Source organism: Pseudoalteromonas sp. c7(2019) (assembly GCF_011378625.1).
Taxonomy (GTDB): Bacteria; Pseudomonadota; Gammaproteobacteria; order Enterobacterales; family Alteromonadaceae; genus Pseudoalteromonas; species Pseudoalteromonas arctica.
Genome location: NZ_WTKS01000007.1, coordinates 1 through 18,532 on the forward strand (window position 1 = coordinate 1; position 18,532 = coordinate 18,532).

Genomic DNA, 18,532 nt, shown 5'->3' on the forward strand with positions numbered 1-18,532 from the left:
TGATGTTTATACATTAGCTCGTCTTGACTTCAAGGGAGCGTCCATATATGTCATCCTAATTACTAATTAATTTATTAAGCGGACGGGCGTAACCTTAGATTCTTGTAATATTTACGTTTAAACAGCACTGTTTTTTAAAAGTAAATGTGACAAAAGTAGTGACAGTAAACTATTAATTAATTGAGAATTGCTTTCGCTAGTTTTATTGAGTGAAACCCAGCCATCAGTTCCCATAACTTCGATTGATTTAATTTTGATATTTTCAACTTCAGGTTTTTCTGAACACCAATCACCTGATACACGAGAAATCCCAAAGTCTGTATTTAAACGGCCAATGTTGAAAAACTGTATTTCATCATTTTTTAACAACTTGTTATGCATATTTGAACACCACATGTTTAGCTAGTGTTGGTATTTTAAGATACTCATATGCAGCATTAACTTTTTTAATAAAATGCTCATCATTGGATAAAAGGAAATTACAAAATGATGCTATAGATGCGTGACTATTATCACTTGCTGCTGCAATAAATCGTCTTTCTTTGTGTACTTTTGAATCTGGATAATACCCCAGAGTGTTTAACATATTATAAATCCCCGTCACTTTTTGGTGTTTAAAATATGGCTGTTCTGGGTAAATAGGATTCTTCTTTAGTTGAAACAAGTCATCAATATCCATGTTTGCTTGGCTATAGGTTGGGAGACTTTTTAGTTTATCCCAAATTTTGACAAGTACATTTGGTGGTTCAATATTATTGAGTTGCTTGGGGCCAATTCCGACCTGTGAACGGAAATCTTTAATTCCATCCCAATTTTTATCATCTTCAATATTCTCAATCATCATGTTTTCAGTTCTTTCTAATGTTGCTTTGTACTGAGAAATCATTTCCTGAGTGTAGCTTTGCAATTGTCTTTGAGTCTCTACGGGAAACTCGTCAGAGTTATCCATTACTGATTCCATTAGCTCGGAGAATGCAGAGATTTGTTCATTATGAATATCATTTATGCTATCGCCTTTTCTGCCACCAGAGAATTTGAACAACCATTGTTGCATTGCATTTTCTATGTCGACACCATCGTCAATATTTTCACAGTATTCTTTATAGACAACAAAAGGATCACGTTCACTTATTGTGGCGTTGTCAGTGATGGTAAAGCTAGGTGGCTCAACAATTAATTTTAAATAGTTAGCTTTAAGATCTTTAAGCACGTTAAGGAAAATCTCTTCAAAACCTTTAGAACGCCGAATTTCCTTAAGCGTTTCATCTGAATAAACTACTTGATAATCTTTTATAAGCATTTGGCCGAATTCACCTAATCCTTGTGTCGTGAAAAAATCTAAAACATTCTGATCAAGGTAAACCGTTGGCTTTCCTTCGTATGGTGGAATTGACTCCATTACTTAATCCTTTATGCATAACTGCTTATTGAACAGCATTTTAGTGGTTTATAGCATATCAAAACGGGGGATTACATACCCTGATAATTTCACCAACAATTACTTTTGTAAACAAGTAATTAAACAGCTAGGAATTAAGGATCTTATTTTGCCCCAAAGCGGCGTTTAATAATGTTATTGGACAAAATTAGATTTCTACTCGAAACACAGGAATAAATTTAACTTTTTCAGTGTCCGGTTATCGCTCTTTCCTGACTATCAACTAATTGCCAAAAGCTAACTTTATTACTCCCGAATAAATTAACTATATTCGATTCTTAATATTTACCGCACAAAAGTTTTGTGGAATAATGCCCGCCTCTTAGGGGAGTAGCCCGCTCAGTAATGAGTAAACTTATCAACATAATTGCACCTCATGTGCATGGTAAGTTTGTAATGTTGTAGCAAGCGTTATCGGCGAGACCTAGGTAGACACTATCCTCATGGCGGGAGATAGTTGTTTGCCTTGGTTTAGTATTCCCGCCTGTAAGAATCAATAATGGAAGTTTTTTTAACCTCAACCGTCACTGTCACACTTGCCGAAATTGGCGATAAAACCCAACTTTTATCGCTCCTGTTAGCCGCCCGTTTTCGTAATAAAGGCGCGCTTATTCTTGGTATTTTAGCCGCAACCTTACTCAATCATGGTTTATCAGCGTGGTTTGGGCAGTGGTTAAGTAATAGTCTTTCTTCTGAATATTTACCTTGGCTTGTAAACATCAGCTTTATTGTTGTTGGCCTTTGGCTATTAGTTCCAGACAAAGACGAAGCTGTAAGTAGTAAATACGATAGCTACGGGGCTTTTTTAGTCGCTTTTGTATTATTTTTTATTGCAGAAATTGGTGATAAAACACAAATAGCGACGGTGTTGTTAGGCGCACAATATCAGTCTGTGTTTTGGGTTACGGTAGGAACCACGTTAGGTATGCTAATTGCTAACGTGCCTGTTATATATGCTGGTAATGCATTACTAAAAAGAATATCTCTAAACACCGTACGTGCTATTGCTGCTTGTGTGTTTGTGTCATTAGGTATTTATGGCTTAGTTACAATTTAATCAATGTTAAAGCTCGCAACTGTTGATTTAAGTGCGAGCTTTAGTTTATCGATACGTTATTTATGCATTATTTACACAGTAACATCCCTTGGTTTGCGTAATTAAAAGGTTGGAATTAAAACCTGCAGCTAAATTAGTGACCGCAGTTTCAACAAAACCACTTCCTTGCGCACAAGCTAATCCTTCAGAGAGCGGCCCAGCATAAACAAACTCACCGTTTTTATTAATAATAACGGCGGCAGGCGTTGCCGGAATAACGTGTTTAAGCTTTGGTGTTAATTCAACTTGTACAACCTTCATAGCTTTATTGGCAGCAAAAGAGGTTAACGATGAAATATGCGGCTTAGCTTGTATAGTACACCCGCATTTTTTTTCTGTTATAAGCACTAAAGACGGCTCACCAGTATCAACCCAATCCAATTGCTTTTTAAAGTTATTAAACCAGTGTTTTTGCAATAAAACTTTTGAGCTATCAAACGGTTTAAGCTGCTCTAATTGAAAATAAACTAACCCTGCAACAACACAAATAAGCCATGTAGTTATAAGCGAAAATACGAAAGAGTTAGATTTATCTAAACTTGGCAATGCTTTGCTCTAACAAATCAATACTTACGTCAATTAACTGCACCTTAGCGGTTAACTGCTGCACTATTTGCGTATCTTGGTACTGATTTTGGCGCATAGTATCAGTACTGCTTGCTATTAATTCAGTATTACCGGCCTGCTCAGCTACAACTTGTGCAACTGAATCAGAGCTTGAAGATACTGCGGCTATTTGCTCGCTCATTGCTGAAATATTCTCTTTCATTGCAGCACTAATACTTGTTAAATCAACTACAAAACTCACACACTGACTCATTGATTGTGTTGACGTTTTACTATTATTAACAAGATCTTTTAATGTTAGACTAATTTTATCTGTTGTTGCTTTACTATGGTTAGCCAAAGATCTTACCTCATCAGCAACAACAGCAAAACCTCGACCATGTTCGCCTGCACGGGCAGCTTCAATAGCGGCATTTAAAGCAAGTAAGTTTGTTTGCTCAGCAATACCTGATATCTCATTTAGAAGACCTGAAATAACATCACCCGCTGCCACTAAGAGGTTTATTTTTTCTTCAGTATGGTTAAGTAGTGTTAACAGCTCTCTACTTTTAGCATCTGTTTGAAGAACTTCTTTTAATGCGTTGCTGGCAGCTTGTGTAATATGGTCTACTTGACGCTTTAGCACCTCACTTTCTTCTTCTACAAGTTTAAAACCATTAGCAACTTGAGCGCCAGAATTAGCAATATCATCAGTTTGTTGTGTACGCTGCACTGCACCACCCGCCAACTGATCATGAACATGTATAAGCTCTTGTGAGTTTTTTTGCAGTGATTCTGATTGAGTTTGTACCTGCTTAATAACATCCGATAAGTAATCTAGTAACGTGTTAAACCCTGCTACAGCCTCACTTTTAGTGTCATCAGCGCGAAGAGAGAGTTTAATATTTTCAGGGTCTTGCATGATTTGCTCTGTCGCATAACTTAAAGATAGGCCCGCACGACGTTCACGTTGCAACATTACGGCAATGTAGCCTGCAACTAACACTTCAACTATTGCGTATCCAGCATGAATAAGCACCGTAGTAAAAGCAAGCCTATCAGGGTCAAATACGTAAAACCCTGTATTTTGAGTTTGTAAATAATAAAAAGATAAATGATGAACAGCTACAAATACAATTGTGGTAATAAACACTCGCCACTGTACAAAAACAATTAACATGGGCATTAAAATAAATATTTCAAAATGGACTTCAATCAACCCAAAAGTTTGTTGAATGTGCAAAAAAGAAAACATCATTATGGCGGCAGCTACCACATGCGGGGTAACAGGACTATCCCCTTGTGTGTTTAAAAGCCATATAGGTAATAAACACAATGGCAAACCTATCATAAAGGCCTGCGCTAATGTGTCGAAATACAAGCCAATAGCGATAGATTCGACAAACAAAAGACTAAAAATAATTGTAAATAACCGGCCAATACTAGACATAAAAACCTTAAAATTGTTGTTTGCATTGTTGTTTTATAAAGCAGTCTGCAATATACGTGTAAAAACGAGTTTCAGTTTACTGAACACAATAATAAACTACCGACACATTAAAAAATAATACATTTAATTTACATTATATACATGCGGTCTACTTAATTATAGGCAGTATTTTTTTAAACGTAGGCGTTGCTGCTTTTTTTGTCCATTGAAAAATAACTATTTCAGCGCATGAAATTACCGAACCAGCTTGGCGTAGCTGTTCAATCGCCAAATTTTTATGTTGCGGATTTCTCGAGCCAACTCCGTCGTGTACGATAATAACTTCAAAACCATTTTCTATTAAATCTAAGCATGTTTGTAAAACACACACATGCGCTTCAGTGCCAACAACAATAACTTGCTTTTTACCATAGCTTTTTAACTTATCAACAAAGCCAGGCTCTGCACACGCACTAAAGTACGTTTTATGAAAATACGTAGCATTAGGTAACGTATTTTTAATTTGCTGATTAGTCGCGCCCAACCCTTTGACATATTGCTCGGTTATTAAGACTGGGACGCCGTGAATAATACCTGCCTGCGCTAACTGCAATGTACTTTTTAAAATATTCGGAAAGTCTTTAATTGCAGGAGCAAGCAGCGCTTGTAAGTCTATTATTAATAACACGCTGTTTTTTGCATCAATATTAGATAAAACCACTATACTCTCCTTATGAACATTAACTGTTATCTATATAGATTAGCTCACTATTTGAAAATAGAGCTTTTAACTTTACGTATATTATTTGTAATTAAAAAATAAAAACTTATGCTATATTTACTATCTAGCTAAGTATCATCCTATCTTCCACTGAGAGTGTTTATAAGTGCGTTTGAGCAAACTTTTTTTTCATATCACCATTGTTTTTTTACTATGCATCCAAAGCACTTTTGCATCACAAAACTATGCTCAACAATTACAACGTATTTCTACTGACGAAGGTCTCTCGCAAAGTTACGTTTTGCAGACACAAGAAGACGAAATTGGCTATATTTGGATAGCTACCCAACAAGGTTTAAATCGCTTTGACGGGTATAAAGTAAAAACTTTTAATGGTGGCTTTGGCTTAGATAAACACTATATTTATGCGTTATTTAAAGCCGAAGACGGAAAGATTATCGTTTCAACTGATCTTTCTGGTGCGTTTATAATAGATCCCCTCACTTTAAAAACCGAAAAAATCTATTCAGGTCAAATAGATAAAGAACAAAAGATGTTTTCTCCAATCTCCGCGATGACCCAAAAACAAAATACTTTTTACTTCGCCATAGATGGTCAAATATATACATTTGATGAGACGAGCAAACGCTTTGCACTTAAACTAGCTCTACCAAATGAAGGTGACTACATTAGGTCATTAACGATATATAAAAATACTTTATATATTGGTACAAATGATGGCTTATACACGGCAAATATAGATAATTCAGAACTTGTAAAAATCCCTCTTCATCCCCCTGAAAAAAATACGATAGATAATGTAAACGTCAAATTCTTAAGTGTTGATAATGAATTAGGATTACTTGTTGGTACTGTTGAAGGCATGTATCAATTAGCATTCGATAATAACAAAAATATATCTGCAGCAAATATTACAACTTTAATCCCTGATTATAATATATGGGATTATGCCAATACTGTTTACGGGGAGTTTGTAGCAACCGAAAGTGGATTGTTCAGTTATCACCGCGAAACCAAAGAACTAGAGTTCATATTAAATTATGAAAAAAGTAAGTTTAATATTAGTGAAAACTCAATCAACGACCTAATGATTGATAAATCGGGTGTACTTTGGCTAGCTTCTAGAACCCAAGGGGTGTTTACTTGGCCAGTCAAAACTCAACGGTTTAAACATATTTTTTTACCAGGGAATAATACTGTTCATGCTGTCTATCAAGATAAAAATAATATTATATGGCTAGGGACCGAAGATGGTATTGCGCGCTACGACCAAGTTACAAATAAAAGTAAAGTATATTTAAGCTCGACCGACTCAAAAGCTATATATGGAGCATCTGCGGTATTTGATATTTTTGCGTCTTCGATTGGAGATGATCAGTTTCTTTGGCTTGTTACTTTCAACGGGTTCAAACTTTTTGATAAGCAAACAGGTAAAGTTATTGAAAACCAAGACACAGAGAATGATGTAATTAACCGATCAAACTTATTTGGCTTTGCCCAATTATCTGCAGACACATATGCATTTATGTCTGATGATAACTTTTATCTTTTTAATGAAACAACCGGAAAAACAAGAATTATTAAGGGACTCAAAGAGCAAGTCGACCCTTTATTTTCTTACGCTTTTTATAAACACCTCGACACACATCCTGAAGAGTTTGTGCTTGGTACATCAAAAAGTTTTTTTAGGTACAACGAAAAAACGAAAACTTTAACGACTATATTTCAGTCTTTTAATCCTAAAGAAGATATTTTTTACACTGTAGAAAACTTTTACTTAGACTCAAAACGGAATACTTTATGGTTGGCAACCACCCAAGAAGGCTTAATTGGTGTTGACCCAGTTACTTATGAGAGAAAACACTACATAGGATTAAAAAATTCATTTAATACTGACTCTATCTATTCATTACTTCCTGATCAAAATGGTTTTTTATGGGTAAGTAGTAACAATGGTTTATACCAAATAAACCTAGATACACTCATTGTGGTGAGTTATTCAGTAAAGGACGGATTGAATATAAACCAATTTACTCCTATAGCTGCAACAATGTTAAATGATGACAGGCTAATTTTTGGCAGCAATGTCGGAGCTCTACTCTTTGACCCTCTAGACTTTGATGAAGAAGAGTTATTTAAAAAAAATAATGTAGCGATTACCGATATAAATCTTTTTACCAAAGAGCTCAATTATTACCCTCATCAATATCTTAGCCAACCACTTGAGCTCAGTTATGAAGATATGGGGTTGACGGTTAGTTTTTCTAACTTTTCTTACCCCAATATAGACAAAGCGTATTATAAAGTTACCCTTTTAGGGCCAACGTCCCTTACATATGAAGACTTACAATCTAATCAAGTGTTTTTCACAAAGCTCCAACCGGGCAGTTACTCACTAAAAATATCAGCACATAATCGCGATGGTATTGTTACAAGCGAACCAGCCACGCTTAACATCAACGTAGCTTACGCTCCATGGAAGTCGCCCTTTGCTATTGCCGCCTATATAATTTTAATACTTGCCGTATTGTTTTTTATTTTTTGGCAATACCGCAGCCGCCAAGTTGCAATAGAACAAGCTCATAGAGCGACTATTCATTCGCAAAAGCAAACAGAGCTCGCGCTTAAAAATAACAAAAGTGGCGTGTGGGATTATAATTTTAAAGATGCTTCCGTAAGCACGCTCAGAGGAATTGAATTAGGCTATACAGGCTTGCCTGTACGCGTACACATAGAACAATTTTTGGCGCTAATACACCCTGATGATCGACGTCGTTTTGAAAACCAATGGGAAAACTACTTCAAGTACAAAAAACAACAAAACTGGCAAGCAACCTATCGCTTACAGCACAAAGATGGCCATTGGTTATGGTATCAAGATACAGGTCAAGTTATATATGATCCTCAAACAAATGAGCCGTTATATGTTTCTGGCATATATACTAATATCACAGCGCAACGTGCTAACGAGCAACAAGCAAAAATTTTAGGTGAAGCGTTCAGCCAAATAAATGATTGGCTCCTTATACTCGATAAACATTTAATGCCATTTTCTGCGAACAACAGTTTTATTGAAACATTTTCAAATGAAAAAGTAGCCACTAAAATTAGTCCTAAATTGTTCATAAAAGCGATTGGTAAAGATAAGTGTAAAGAGTTTGCTGGTATTTTAAAAAAATTAAAACCGACAGAAAACTGGCAAAGTGATGCTTATATAAAAACAGCAAGAAATAACGAACATCCAATTCATATAAGTGCCACAGCAGTTACAAAAGATACTGCAAGTTACTATGTGGTGGTTATTACAGATTTAACCGAGCAAAAACGTGCTGAAAACGAATTGCGCTATTTGGCTAACTTTGATCCTCTAACGCATCTCCCAAATCGTAGTTTAATGTATCAAAACATTGAGAAAGCGATTAAGTATGCCGATGAAAGTAATACACAATGCGCATTATTATTTATTGATTTAGATAAGTTTAAACCTGTTAATGACTCTTTTGGCCACGCAGTTGGCGATAAGCTCTTGTGTAATATTACCCAAAGAGTGAACGGTATGCTCGGCGCAAACGCAAAACTTGGCCGACAAAGTGGTGATGAATTTTTAGTGCTGATTCAAAATATAAAATCGCTTCAGTCTCTTCGCGATACAGTAAGAAAAATTAGTAATGAGTTAGCTAATAAAGTAATTATTGAAGACTTCTCTATTAATATTTCAGCCAGTATTGGCGTAGCTCTATACCCATTTGATGCTGTAACCACCGATATACTTATCCGTAATGCCGATGTTGCGATGATGCACGCTAAACAAGGCGGGAGAAACGACTTTAAGTTTTTTAGCGATGAAATGAATGAGCTGATAAAACAAAAGTTACTGCTCGAAAATGATTTAAAAGATGCAGTAAAAGACAACCGATTTTTTAATCACTATCAGCCCATTATCGACATAGAAGAAAAAACAATAAATGGCGTGGAGTTACTCATGCGCTGGAAAAATCAAGGCCAGTTAGTATCCCCAGCACTTTTTATACCGGTAGCAGAAGAAACTGGTTTAATAGAACTCCTTACTGAGCAAGCATTGCAACGAGCTCTTATTGAAATTGCACCTATACTCAGCGCAAACCCATTGTTTTATATATCTTTAAACTTATCGCCTAAACACATTTTAAAAACAAACATAACCCAGCGGTTAATGTCCATATTAGCGGACTCTCAAGTTCATCCAAGACAATTAAGACTTGAAATAACAGAGAGTATTTTACTAGAAGATAAACTCAAAGCAGCCAAGCAGCTACAAAACTTAAAAGCTGCTGGGTTTAAATTACTACTTGATGATTTTGGTACTGGTTACTCGTCACTCACCTATTTGAGCCAATTTCCTATTAATGTTATTAAAATAGATCAAAGCTTTGTAAACAGTATTGGTATAGATAAAGGGGATGAGTCAATTATTAAGACCATTCTTTTATTGGCCGAAAACCTAGATCTTTACTGTATTGCAGAAGGAGTAGAAACGCGCGAACAGATGATCTTTTTAGCCGAGGTTGGGTGTACTGTACTGCAAGGTTATTACTTTGCAAGGCCAATGGATGCTAAAGACTTACGTAAAAGCGATTGTTTTAGCAATATCATTGATTTGATTTGATTTGATTTGATTTAAAACATTAAAAGCGTGCTAATCATTATTACACGCTTTTATATTAATTAAATGCTACTAATGGATGTGATGGCATTCGTGGCTTTCTATTTGTAATACACTATTGCGTACATTAAATTTTTCAGCTAACAGTTGTTCTACCTTCATACGACATGCTTCATCGTGTTTTTCAATAGTACAATGCTCTTTAAGTACAACGTGCGCCCCGACTACTACACCCTTATATTTACGCGTTACAGTGACGTTATGGACATTGTGAACATGCTCCATATCTGTAATCTCACTTTCAATATCTGCAACTTTAGGAAGTTTGGCCTTATTTAAGCGTAAACCTTTTATACAACTAATAATGACCTTAACACCGGTAAACAACACGAAAGAGGCGATTAACATGCTCGATAAAATATCGATAACAACCCAGCCCGTAAAATATATAAGAATACCAGCCACAAATGTCGATACGGTAGAAATCAAATCAAAGAATGAATGTAAAAATACCGCGTAAACATTAATACTCGCTTTGCGGCCTTTATATAAAACCCATGCAGCAGCACCATGAAATAAAAAACCAATAGCAGCAATAACCGACATTAAATAACTATTAATAGCCAGCTCATTTCCTTCATGCTGGTGTATATAGCGCTCACCACCTTCATACAAAATAATTAAACTGATTGCTAGGTATAAAAATCCGTTCACCAGACCACCCAAAAGCTCGGCTCTTTGATGACCATCGTTATAGGTTTTAGCAAAATGAATAGCGAGACTTGATGCAATCAGTGCGATGAATAACGAGCTATTGTGAACAAACAAATGCCCCGCATCGGCAAGTACAGCAAGCGAATTAGAATAATAAGCACCTATAACCTGAATTACCATAAACGAACACGTAATTGCTAGCGCAATAAGTAACCGACGACGAGAAGCTTGGTGTGTAGTGATTTCTGTCATGAAATGCTTGAATAACCTATACTTAAAGTGCAAATAAACCAAAGATGGCTTAGAGTAGAAAAGGGTAATGATATACAGTATCAATTATAATACGTACTGCCCTCAAACGCACTAAAAACTTAGTAAATCAAAAAAAATGTGCTAATAATTAGTAGGGCTTGTTGAACTTCGGTGGTTGAATTTACACCAGTATTTTTGTTTTTTAGGCAAGGCAGAGCCTATGTAGTGTGGCTATTCCCCATAAATAGGCGATAACGCAGCATAAATACCAAACATGCGCTGCCTTTTGAGCTCGTTCTAAGGACGATTAACACGCCCAAGTAAAAACAATAAAAATACAATAGATAACAATTTAATTGTGGCTTAAACACATGGAGAGTTGAGTGAGTAATAACCTATCAGATGAAATATGGCGAAACTTGGAGTTACTGCCGTTTTGTGTATTACTTTATGATGCCAATGAAAATATATTTAAAGTTAACAGCCAAGCACAGGACTTGTTTGGCTTAAAAGACCAATCACATTTTAATAAAATTGATTTTGCACACATCACTTTGACCAATCATCACAGTAAAAAAGAACTGTTAATCGAAGATCTATTCTTAGACTATTTTACAGCAAATAATCAATGCCAGTTTGCTTTATCAAAACAAACATCTAAATTACTACTCAATGTAAAATTTGCAAAATTACCTAACTCACATTCAATTATTATCATTGATATATTAAATAACAATGTCGAAGAACAATATGATTTTGATAATATCATTTCGAACATATCAACTGACTTAATTGATATTCAAAACGACGACGTTGATAAGCATATCAACTATGCATTAAAAGCTATTGGTACCGTATGCCACGCAGATAGAAGTTATTTATTTAAGTTTGCCGAGGACGGTAAAACAATAAATAACACTCACGAATGGGTAAATAACGATATACAAGCATTTAAAGACGACTTACAGGACCTTCCAAAAAGCGACCTCCCTTATTTTTTTACTTTAATGGCCCGTACTCACTTATTTAGAGTTAACGATGTAACGTTGTTACCTATCCAAGCAACGAGCGAAAAAATAATTTTTCAGCGACAAAAAATAAAATCAGTACTTTGCATCGGGTTACGTTATGACAAAGAGCTCGTTGGCTTTATAGGCTGTGATTGCGTTGTTCAAAAGCGAAACTGGACTGATTTAGACCTTATTCGCCTAAGGTTAGTAGGTGAAATGCTTGCTAATGCTTTCAAAAATTTAAATTATAAGCAAGAGCTACAACAAGCTCAACAGCAACTCATTAATGCCAATCATAAACTTAACAAACAAGTTAATACTGATGGCCTTACAAACATTGCTAACAGACGCTGTTTTGATCAAACTTTAAAATGCGAAATAAAGCGCGGCGCACGTAATAAAGAACCCATTAGTTTAATAATGTGTGATATTGATTTTTTTAAGCGTTATAACGATAACTATGGGCATCAGCTCGGAGACGAAGTGTTAAAACGAGTTGCCAAAGCGCTGCATGATCTTTGTAAACGTGAAGGTGATTTAGCCGCTCGTTTCGGTGGTGAAGAATTTGCGATAATTTTACCTGCAGTCGACACAGATCATTGTCAAAGGTTTGCTGTTCTTATTCAGGAAAAAATCGCAGAACTCGCAATTGAACATAATTTTTCAAGTGCTAGTAATTACCTCTCTTTGAGTATTGGATTTTATAGCCTTATACCCAATCAAAAAACAACACCTAAAGAAGTAATAACTAACGCCGACATAGCCCTTTATAACGCAAAAGAAACAGGCAGAAATAAAATAGCCAGTTTTTAAAAAACCGACTAAGTCGGCGCGCTACAGTGAGTTTTAGTGGTTAAAAGTTCGCTGTAGTGATAATCTATACACGCTGAAATTATAAACAATACAACCACTCAGCGTTTAATTATTATAAGGAATGTTTAAATGGATCCAGTCACACAAATTCTCGATATGGTTTTTACTGTTGAGGCTTTTTTACTTGTTTTTGTTATCGTGCTTTTAAAAAGTAGCGTTAAATTTGTACCACAAAACCGCGCCTGGTTAATCGAACGTTTTGGTAAATACCAATCAACTAAAGAAGCCGGCCTTAACTTTATTATTCCATTTATTGATAGAATCTCGGCTGATCGTAGCTTAAAAGAACAAGCTCAAGATGTACCATCGCAGTCAGCTATCACTAAAGATAACATCTCACTTATAGTTGATGGCGTACTGTACTTTAGGGTACTAGACCCGTACAAAGCAACGTATGGCGTTGACGACTATACATTTGCAGTTGTACAACTTTCGCAAACAACAATGCGTTCAGAATTAGGTAAAATGGAGCTTGATAAAACATTTGAAGAGCGTGATTTACTTAATACCAACATTGTTGCAGCTATAAACCAGGCATCTGAACCTTGGGGTATTCAAGTACTTCGCTACGAAATTAAAGATATTGTGCCGCCTAACTCTATTATGGAAGCGATGGAAGCACAAATGAAAGCTGAGCGTGTTAAACGAGCTCAAATTTTAGAGTCAGAAGGTGATCGCCAAGCAAATATCAACGTTGCTGAAGGTAAAAAACAAGCACAAGTACTTGCTGCTGAAGCCGACAAAGCCGAGCAAATTTTACGCGCTGAAGGTGAAGCAACAGCTATTACTACGGTTGCAGAAGCACAAGCAAATGCACTTATTAAAATAGGTGAAGCTGCAGATACAGAGCAAGGTCAAAAAGCAATTCAGTTAGATTTAGCAACTAAAGCAATCGCGGCTAAAGAAGCGATTGCTCGTGAATCATCAATTGTATTACTGCCAGACAACGCGACAGATGCAAGCTCAATGGTTGCCCAAGGTATGGCAATCATTAATAGCTTAAATAAAAAGCATCTGGGTTAATAACTAAATAAAGAGGTTTGTATGGATTTTATTACGCAAAATTTACCGCAAACACTTATGGTACTTGGTATTGTTGCTTTAATAATAGAAGTAGCAGTACTTGGCCTTTCTACATTTATTTTGTTGTTTTTTGGATTATCGTTATTCCTTACAGGATTATTAATGGGTTTTGGTATTTTACCTGACTCATTAGCAACAGCCCTTTGGAGTAATGCAGTTGTAACAGCTGGCTTAGCCGTTGCACTTTGGAAACCATTAAAACAAATGCAAAATCGCGTAGATAAGAAGCAAGTGAATAGTGATTTTGCTGAACTTACTTTTGTACTTACTAGCGATGTAACAGAACAAGGTTTAACTACACATCAATATTCAGGTATTAGCTGGAAACTCAAAAGTGAGCAACCAATTAGCGCCGGTACTGAGGTTTTAGTAACCAAAAAAGAAGTGGGTGTTATGTGGGTTAAGCCTAAAAGCTAATCATCACTTTAAAACAAGCACTGTATATAATAAATTACAGTAAAACGGGCGGCTCAAACTGCCCGTTTTTTATGCCTGAGATTTGAAATACAGCGCCTTGTTCAGTAACAGTATTATTAATCACTTCATCAAATGCCGATGTCACAAGTAACAACTCAGCATTTTCACCACCGAATGCGATGCATGTCGGCTTTATTGCACAAAGCTTTATTGTTTTAATTAGCTCACCGACTGGGGATAAACACATAACACACCCCATTCCCCACACAGCTAGCCACAAATTACCTAATTGGTCGGTTACGCAGCCATCGGGGTCAACATCAGTATTATTAAATTGATAAAAAACACGTGGCTCAGAGCAAGGTTCGCCAGTTTGCTCATCCAAATCTAATACATAAATACAACTCGTTAAAGAGTCGCAGTAATAACCGCGTAAACGTGGCTTATCAAAGCACAATCCATTTGGGATACTCAAACCACTTACAACGGCTTTAAGCTGGTGTTTATAATAACGGTATATCTTACCGTCACCTTTTTTAGCATTTACGTCCATTGTACTTAACCAAAAGCCGCCCCATGGATCAGCGCGGCCGTCGTTTGAACGCCTATTTAGCTCTGTATTTTCAATATTAAGAATAAGGTGGCGAGTGCGCGAATTAATATGGTATTTGTATAATCCAGTACTTGTACCTAACAACAAGTGCTGCTCATCAATCCACGCTATTGCACTGAGCGTATCAGGCATATTAACTGTTTTTAGTTGGCTTTCGCTGTGTATTTTTTTGCTTAAAAGTAATTTTTTATTTATGTCGACCCAAAAAAAAGTATTCAGCATAGGGTGCCAAAGAGGACTTTCTGCAAGCTGATTCTGTGTGCTTTCAAAAATGGTTACGCTAGGGTCAAACATAAATACTTATTCTTTATTATTAACAAAGCCTTGTAACCCAAACTTTACCAGAAAACAGTTGATTTCGCGATGTGTACCTGGCTTTAATTTATCAACACGCCCTAGTGACTGCAAAATCAATATCATTGCACCACCGGCTAATTTTAAAGTTGGGCGTACCACTAAAAAGTTTGAAATACTTAATAGTGGTTACAACATGGGAGTTGATACTGCAAAGGCCTTTTTAGCTAAATAACAGCATTATTTAACCTAATAATTGCGGTGCTTTACCCGCAATAACTGCGGTTAGTAAACCAGCTAACATAGCTCCCACAACGGTGCATATTGCACCGCCTAAAATACCGTAAACACTCATAAAACATATCAGCGCTAAACCAAATAGCAGTGCACTTAAAAATGTTTTAGTCGCTAATGTAAGTGTGTTTTTTCGTAGGTTGAGCATCATGAGTAGTAAACTCACCATCGCAATTGTAATTAGTAGCTCGTTCATGCGGGTTGTACCTCAATTTTTAATTTTTGTGTGTTTTTTATTTTTAAGGCAACAAACATACACACGATACCCACCACCATAAAGCTTATATCTACTACCGCGACAAGCGAGCTATTAAGGTTAATAACATTGCTAACGCCAAGTAAAATATTAAGTGGCAGCACCAAAGCAAGCGAAGCGCCGCATAGTAAAAGTGTCAGCTTAAAATAGTTTTTATAACCTATGGGCAATACACTTAATAGTAACCATGCCAACCACGTATAAAAGAACACGGGTCCAAAAAAGCTATTTTGCGCCACACCAACAACGCTATAATTAAGTACAACTTGCACAGGAAATAGCACAAAGCTTGCTAATACCAAACCGCCACAACTGCCAATAATAAAACGATTCCAGTGTGCATATGCCTGCATACTCAGTGAAGGGCTACTGCCACGTGTGCGCTTTGTTAGCCACATCATCATGCCCGAAATAGGTAAAAGCGCAGTACTTAAGCCAAGCAATACCCAAAGTAATTTTACAAACACTCCTGCAAAGTTCCCAAAGTGCAGCGGAAACATCAACTCAATTACTTTTATCGAAACACCTGAAATATCACCAAAACTACTCATCGACTGCACAAACTCACCATTGCCCTGATAATGCAGTAACTGAGAAGCAACAGCCTCACCACCTAACAAACGCAAATATACCTGCGCATTCGCATCGTTATGCGCCATTATTGTGACATCCCTAATTATTGCTTCAGGGTAACGACTATGAGCATGCTCTAAAATAGTGTCTATTTTTGTAGGTTGCTTAATGTGGCTAACTACAGGCTCAGGAATAGCGGTAAACGTTTCTATTAACTTATCTTGATCGCCACCAAAGCTCACAAACGCAGCGGCTGGTAGTAAAATAATGGTCGCGAGCCCTAAAAATGATCCTGTAAAACCAATCACAATATTAAATACGCTGCCCCAAATACCTATAACCTTATGAGCATCGCTTACTGCAATATCTAACCCTTTATCTCGCCTAAACGTAAAGAGCTCTTTTATCAATTTGCGATGAATAAACAAGCCTGTCACTGCACTTACTAAAAGCGTTAAACCTAAAAACCCAGTGAGTATTAACCCAATTGGTCGCCCTAAATGCAAATCTGCATGAAACTCACCTATGTAGGTTGGCGCATCTGTTTTTTTATTAGCGTAAAACTCTTTACTAGGCCCATAGTAAGTATTTTCCAGCGTCAACGTATCGGGATGAAATTGAAATACTCTGGCCACCTCTTGGTCGTAATTTTCATCGCCATGGTGAGATTCAAATACCAACGTTAACAAATGAAAGTTATGCCCACTTGGTAAAAACACATGAATGTTTTCGCCAAATTCACTAGGTACTTGTTTATGGTATTCGTTTACTAGTCGGTTAATCTGCGCGCTAGCAACGTGTTGGCTTGATTGCAGTTCTGGATTAGCCCATATTTTTAACTCAGGTCGCGACAGAACTGCTAACGCCCCACTAAATGCAACAATAAATAGCAGTACCGCAGTAATAATTCCTACCCAGCTATGTAATAAAAATAGCTTTTTTAAAGTAATCGACTTCATCCCTGCCCCTGCGTTAATGCCCAAAAACTCAATAAACCATGTGATATACACAATGCAATCATGACTACAAAAGGTTGCCATGCTTTTTGTGCCAAATACGCATAAATAAACAACGCAGTCCAAATAACAGGAAACAGTAAAATAGGTAGTAATATTTGTTCATTCATTTGAAACGGTAAATAGGTTGTCATACCCGGAATCATTATTACCGCAGTAACTAGCGCTAATACACACGCAATTAAGTGCCTTCGCCGTGTAGCTGTAAACGTTTTTTTATTATTCATTATTCGCTCAATAAATTTGCCCAAACATATACAAAAACAGCATATGTAAATGATAACAATTGCCATTATATTGTGCATTTAGCGCTTAATGCAATTTATTAAACACATTAAGTCTAATAACACTGTTGGTTTGTCTTAAGAGCTTTTATGCTACGCCTCGCAATTTAGGTACGCAGTAATGCGTCATTTCAGTTAAGCCGAGTTCGGGCTTTTTAATTTTTCAGGAAGCAGTAAACCGTGGATATAATTAACGCGATTATTTTAGGTATTATTGAAGGTATAACAGAATTTTTACCCATATCATCAACTGGGCACTTAATTGTAGCGTCAAAGTGGTTAGGCATTGAATCAACAGACGCTAATCTCGCCTTCGAAGTCATTATCCAACTTGCCGCCATTTTAGCGGTACTAGCCAATTATAAAGACAAGTTCAGCCCTAAACATTTCAATTTATGGGTGAAAGTTGCCATTGCATTTATTCCTTTGGGTATTATTGGTTTTATATTTAGTGATGTAATAAAAACACTGTTTAGCGTACCAGTAGTAGGTGTTATGTTTATTGTAGGCGGTGTGATTTTTTTACTATTAGAGCGCAGTTATAAAGAGACTCACTGCACAACTACCGATGTAACCCAAGTTACTTATAAACAAGCTCTTTGGATTGGCGTAGCACAAGTATTTGCGTTAATTCCAGGGACTAGTCGTGCTGGAAGTTCTATTGTTGGTGCCATGTTGTGTGGTTTAAACCGAAAAGCCAGCGCTGAATTTTCATTTTTACTTGGTTTACCTGTACTTGCAGCAGCCTCAGGGTACGACTTACTTAAACATTACCAACTGTTTAGCTTAGATGACCTAACTGCCCTTGCTGTGGGTTTTTTAACGTCTTTTATAGTTGCTTATTTTACTATTAAACTATTCATACGCTTTCTAGAAAATTTCACTTTTGTTAGTTTTGGTCTTTACCGAATCGTATTTGGTGTTATTTTACTAACTATAGCCTACACATAAGAGAATATT

General features: G+C 36.4%; 16 protein-coding genes and 1 pseudogene. 7 read left to right on the forward strand and 10 right to left on the reverse strand.

Annotated elements, in window-relative coordinates; translation table 11 throughout:
• Nucleotides 1–117 precede the first annotated feature (117 nt).
• Together GQR38_RS09295 and GQR38_RS09300 are read right to left on the reverse strand one after the other, a co-directional pair.
• Nucleotides 118–381 (reverse strand): hypothetical protein, encoded by a 264-nt coding sequence (locus tag GQR38_RS09295; RefSeq protein ID WP_206006128.1) that lies wholly within the window; start codon nt 379–381, stop codon nt 118–120.
• Nucleotides 374–1,399, reverse strand: coding sequence for a hypothetical protein (locus GQR38_RS09300; RefSeq protein ID WP_101216112.1), 1,026 nt, complete (start codon nt 1,397–1,399; stop codon nt 374–376). The genes GQR38_RS09295 and GQR38_RS09300 overlap by 8 nt, the downstream gene beginning before the upstream one ends.
• Nucleotides 1,400–1,937: 538 nt before the next feature.
• On the opposite strand from GQR38_RS09300, the gene GQR38_RS09305 reads away from it, so the two are divergent.
• A complete protein-coding gene (locus GQR38_RS09305; protein ID WP_165721650.1) occupies nt 1,938–2,495 on the forward strand; it encodes a TMEM165/GDT1 family protein in 558 nt (185 codons plus the stop codon).
• A 60-nt stretch (nt 2,496–2,555) separates the two neighbouring features.
• Here GQR38_RS09305 and GQR38_RS09310 read toward each other — a convergent pair whose 3' ends face one another.
• The 3 genes from GQR38_RS09310 to GQR38_RS09320 form a co-directional block, all read right to left on the reverse strand.
• On the reverse strand, nt 2,556–3,080 hold the full coding sequence (locus GQR38_RS09310; RefSeq protein WP_165721651.1) for a DUF6436 domain-containing protein: 525 nt from the start codon (nt 3,078–3,080) through the stop codon (nt 2,556–2,558).
• Entirely contained in the window at nt 3,064–4,530 is a 1,467-nt protein-coding gene (locus tag GQR38_RS09315; protein WP_165721652.1) for a methyl-accepting chemotaxis protein, read from the reverse strand. The genes GQR38_RS09310 and GQR38_RS09315 overlap by 17 nt, the downstream gene beginning before the upstream one ends.
• 148 nt (nt 4,531–4,678) lie before the next feature.
• A complete protein-coding gene (locus tag GQR38_RS09320; RefSeq protein WP_165721653.1) occupies nt 4,679–5,230 on the reverse strand; it encodes a hydrolase in 552 nt (183 codons plus the stop codon).
• A gap of 166 nt (nt 5,231–5,396) precedes the next feature.
• On the opposite strand from GQR38_RS09320, the gene GQR38_RS09325 reads away from it, so the two are divergent.
• Complete coding sequence (locus GQR38_RS09325; protein WP_165721654.1) at nt 5,397–9,896, forward strand: EAL domain-containing protein; 4,500 nt, start codon at nt 5,397–5,399, stop codon at nt 9,894–9,896.
• A 69-nt stretch (nt 9,897–9,965) separates the two neighbouring features.
• Here GQR38_RS09325 and GQR38_RS09330 read toward each other — a convergent pair whose 3' ends face one another.
• On the reverse strand, nt 9,966–10,859 hold the full coding sequence (locus tag GQR38_RS09330) for a cation diffusion facilitator family transporter (RefSeq protein ID WP_007581834.1): 894 nt from the start codon (nt 10,857–10,859) through the stop codon (nt 9,966–9,968).
• Between the two features lie 383 nt (nt 10,860–11,242).
• Between GQR38_RS09330 and GQR38_RS09335 the strand changes: the two genes are divergently transcribed.
• The 3 genes from GQR38_RS09335 to GQR38_RS09345 all read left to right on the forward strand — a co-directional run bounded on the left by GQR38_RS09335 (nt 11,243) and on the right by GQR38_RS09345 (nt 14,242).
• Entirely contained in the window at nt 11,243–12,682 is a 1,440-nt protein-coding gene (locus GQR38_RS09335) for a diguanylate cyclase (RefSeq protein WP_029769960.1), read from the forward strand.
• A 129-nt stretch (nt 12,683–12,811) separates the two neighbouring features.
• Nucleotides 12,812–13,765: a slipin family protein gene (locus tag GQR38_RS09340; RefSeq protein WP_007581832.1), complete on the forward strand. Its 954-nt coding sequence runs from the start codon at nt 12,812–12,814 to the stop codon at nt 13,763–13,765.
• A gap of 21 nt (nt 13,766–13,786) precedes the next feature.
• On the forward strand, nt 13,787–14,242 hold the full coding sequence (locus tag GQR38_RS09345; RefSeq protein WP_165721655.1) for an NfeD family protein: 456 nt from the start codon (nt 13,787–13,789) through the stop codon (nt 14,240–14,242).
• 34 nt (nt 14,243–14,276) lie between these two features.
• Here the strand turns inward: GQR38_RS09345 and GQR38_RS09350 are convergent, their stop codons facing one another.
• Entirely contained in the window at nt 14,277–15,149 is an 873-nt protein-coding gene (locus GQR38_RS09350) for an SMP-30/gluconolactonase/LRE family protein (RefSeq protein ID WP_165721656.1), read from the reverse strand.
• 100 nt (nt 15,150–15,249) lie between these two features.
• On the opposite strand from GQR38_RS09350, the pseudogene GQR38_RS20510 reads away from it, so the two are divergent.
• Nucleotides 15,250–15,384, forward strand: a pseudogene (locus GQR38_RS20510) (DUF6363 domain-containing protein); the annotation flags it as partial.
• A gap of 9 nt (nt 15,385–15,393) precedes the next feature.
• On the opposite strand, the gene GQR38_RS09360 reads toward GQR38_RS20510, so the two are convergent.
• Genes GQR38_RS09360 through GQR38_RS09370 form a run of 3 tightly spaced genes read right to left on the reverse strand, consistent with a single transcriptional unit; the run spans nt 15,394 to nt 17,515 of the window.
• Complete coding sequence (locus GQR38_RS09360) at nt 15,394–15,639, reverse strand: hypothetical protein (RefSeq protein ID WP_007581829.1); 246 nt, start codon at nt 15,637–15,639, stop codon at nt 15,394–15,396.
• Nucleotides 15,636–17,231 (reverse strand): PepSY-associated TM helix domain-containing protein, encoded by a 1,596-nt coding sequence (locus GQR38_RS09365; protein WP_206006132.1) that lies wholly within the window; start codon nt 17,229–17,231, stop codon nt 15,636–15,638. The genes GQR38_RS09360 and GQR38_RS09365 overlap by 4 nt, the downstream gene beginning before the upstream one ends.
• Complete coding sequence (locus GQR38_RS09370) at nt 17,228–17,515, reverse strand: hypothetical protein (RefSeq protein ID WP_121955665.1); 288 nt, start codon at nt 17,513–17,515, stop codon at nt 17,228–17,230. The genes GQR38_RS09365 and GQR38_RS09370 overlap by 4 nt, the downstream gene beginning before the upstream one ends.
• A 237-nt stretch (nt 17,516–17,752) precedes the next feature.
• Here GQR38_RS09370 and GQR38_RS09375 point away from each other — a divergent pair, with 237 nt between their 5' ends.
• A complete protein-coding gene (locus GQR38_RS09375; RefSeq protein WP_010555290.1) occupies nt 17,753–18,523 on the forward strand; it encodes an undecaprenyl-diphosphate phosphatase in 771 nt (256 codons plus the stop codon).
• Nucleotides 18,524–18,532: the final 9 nt, after the last annotated feature.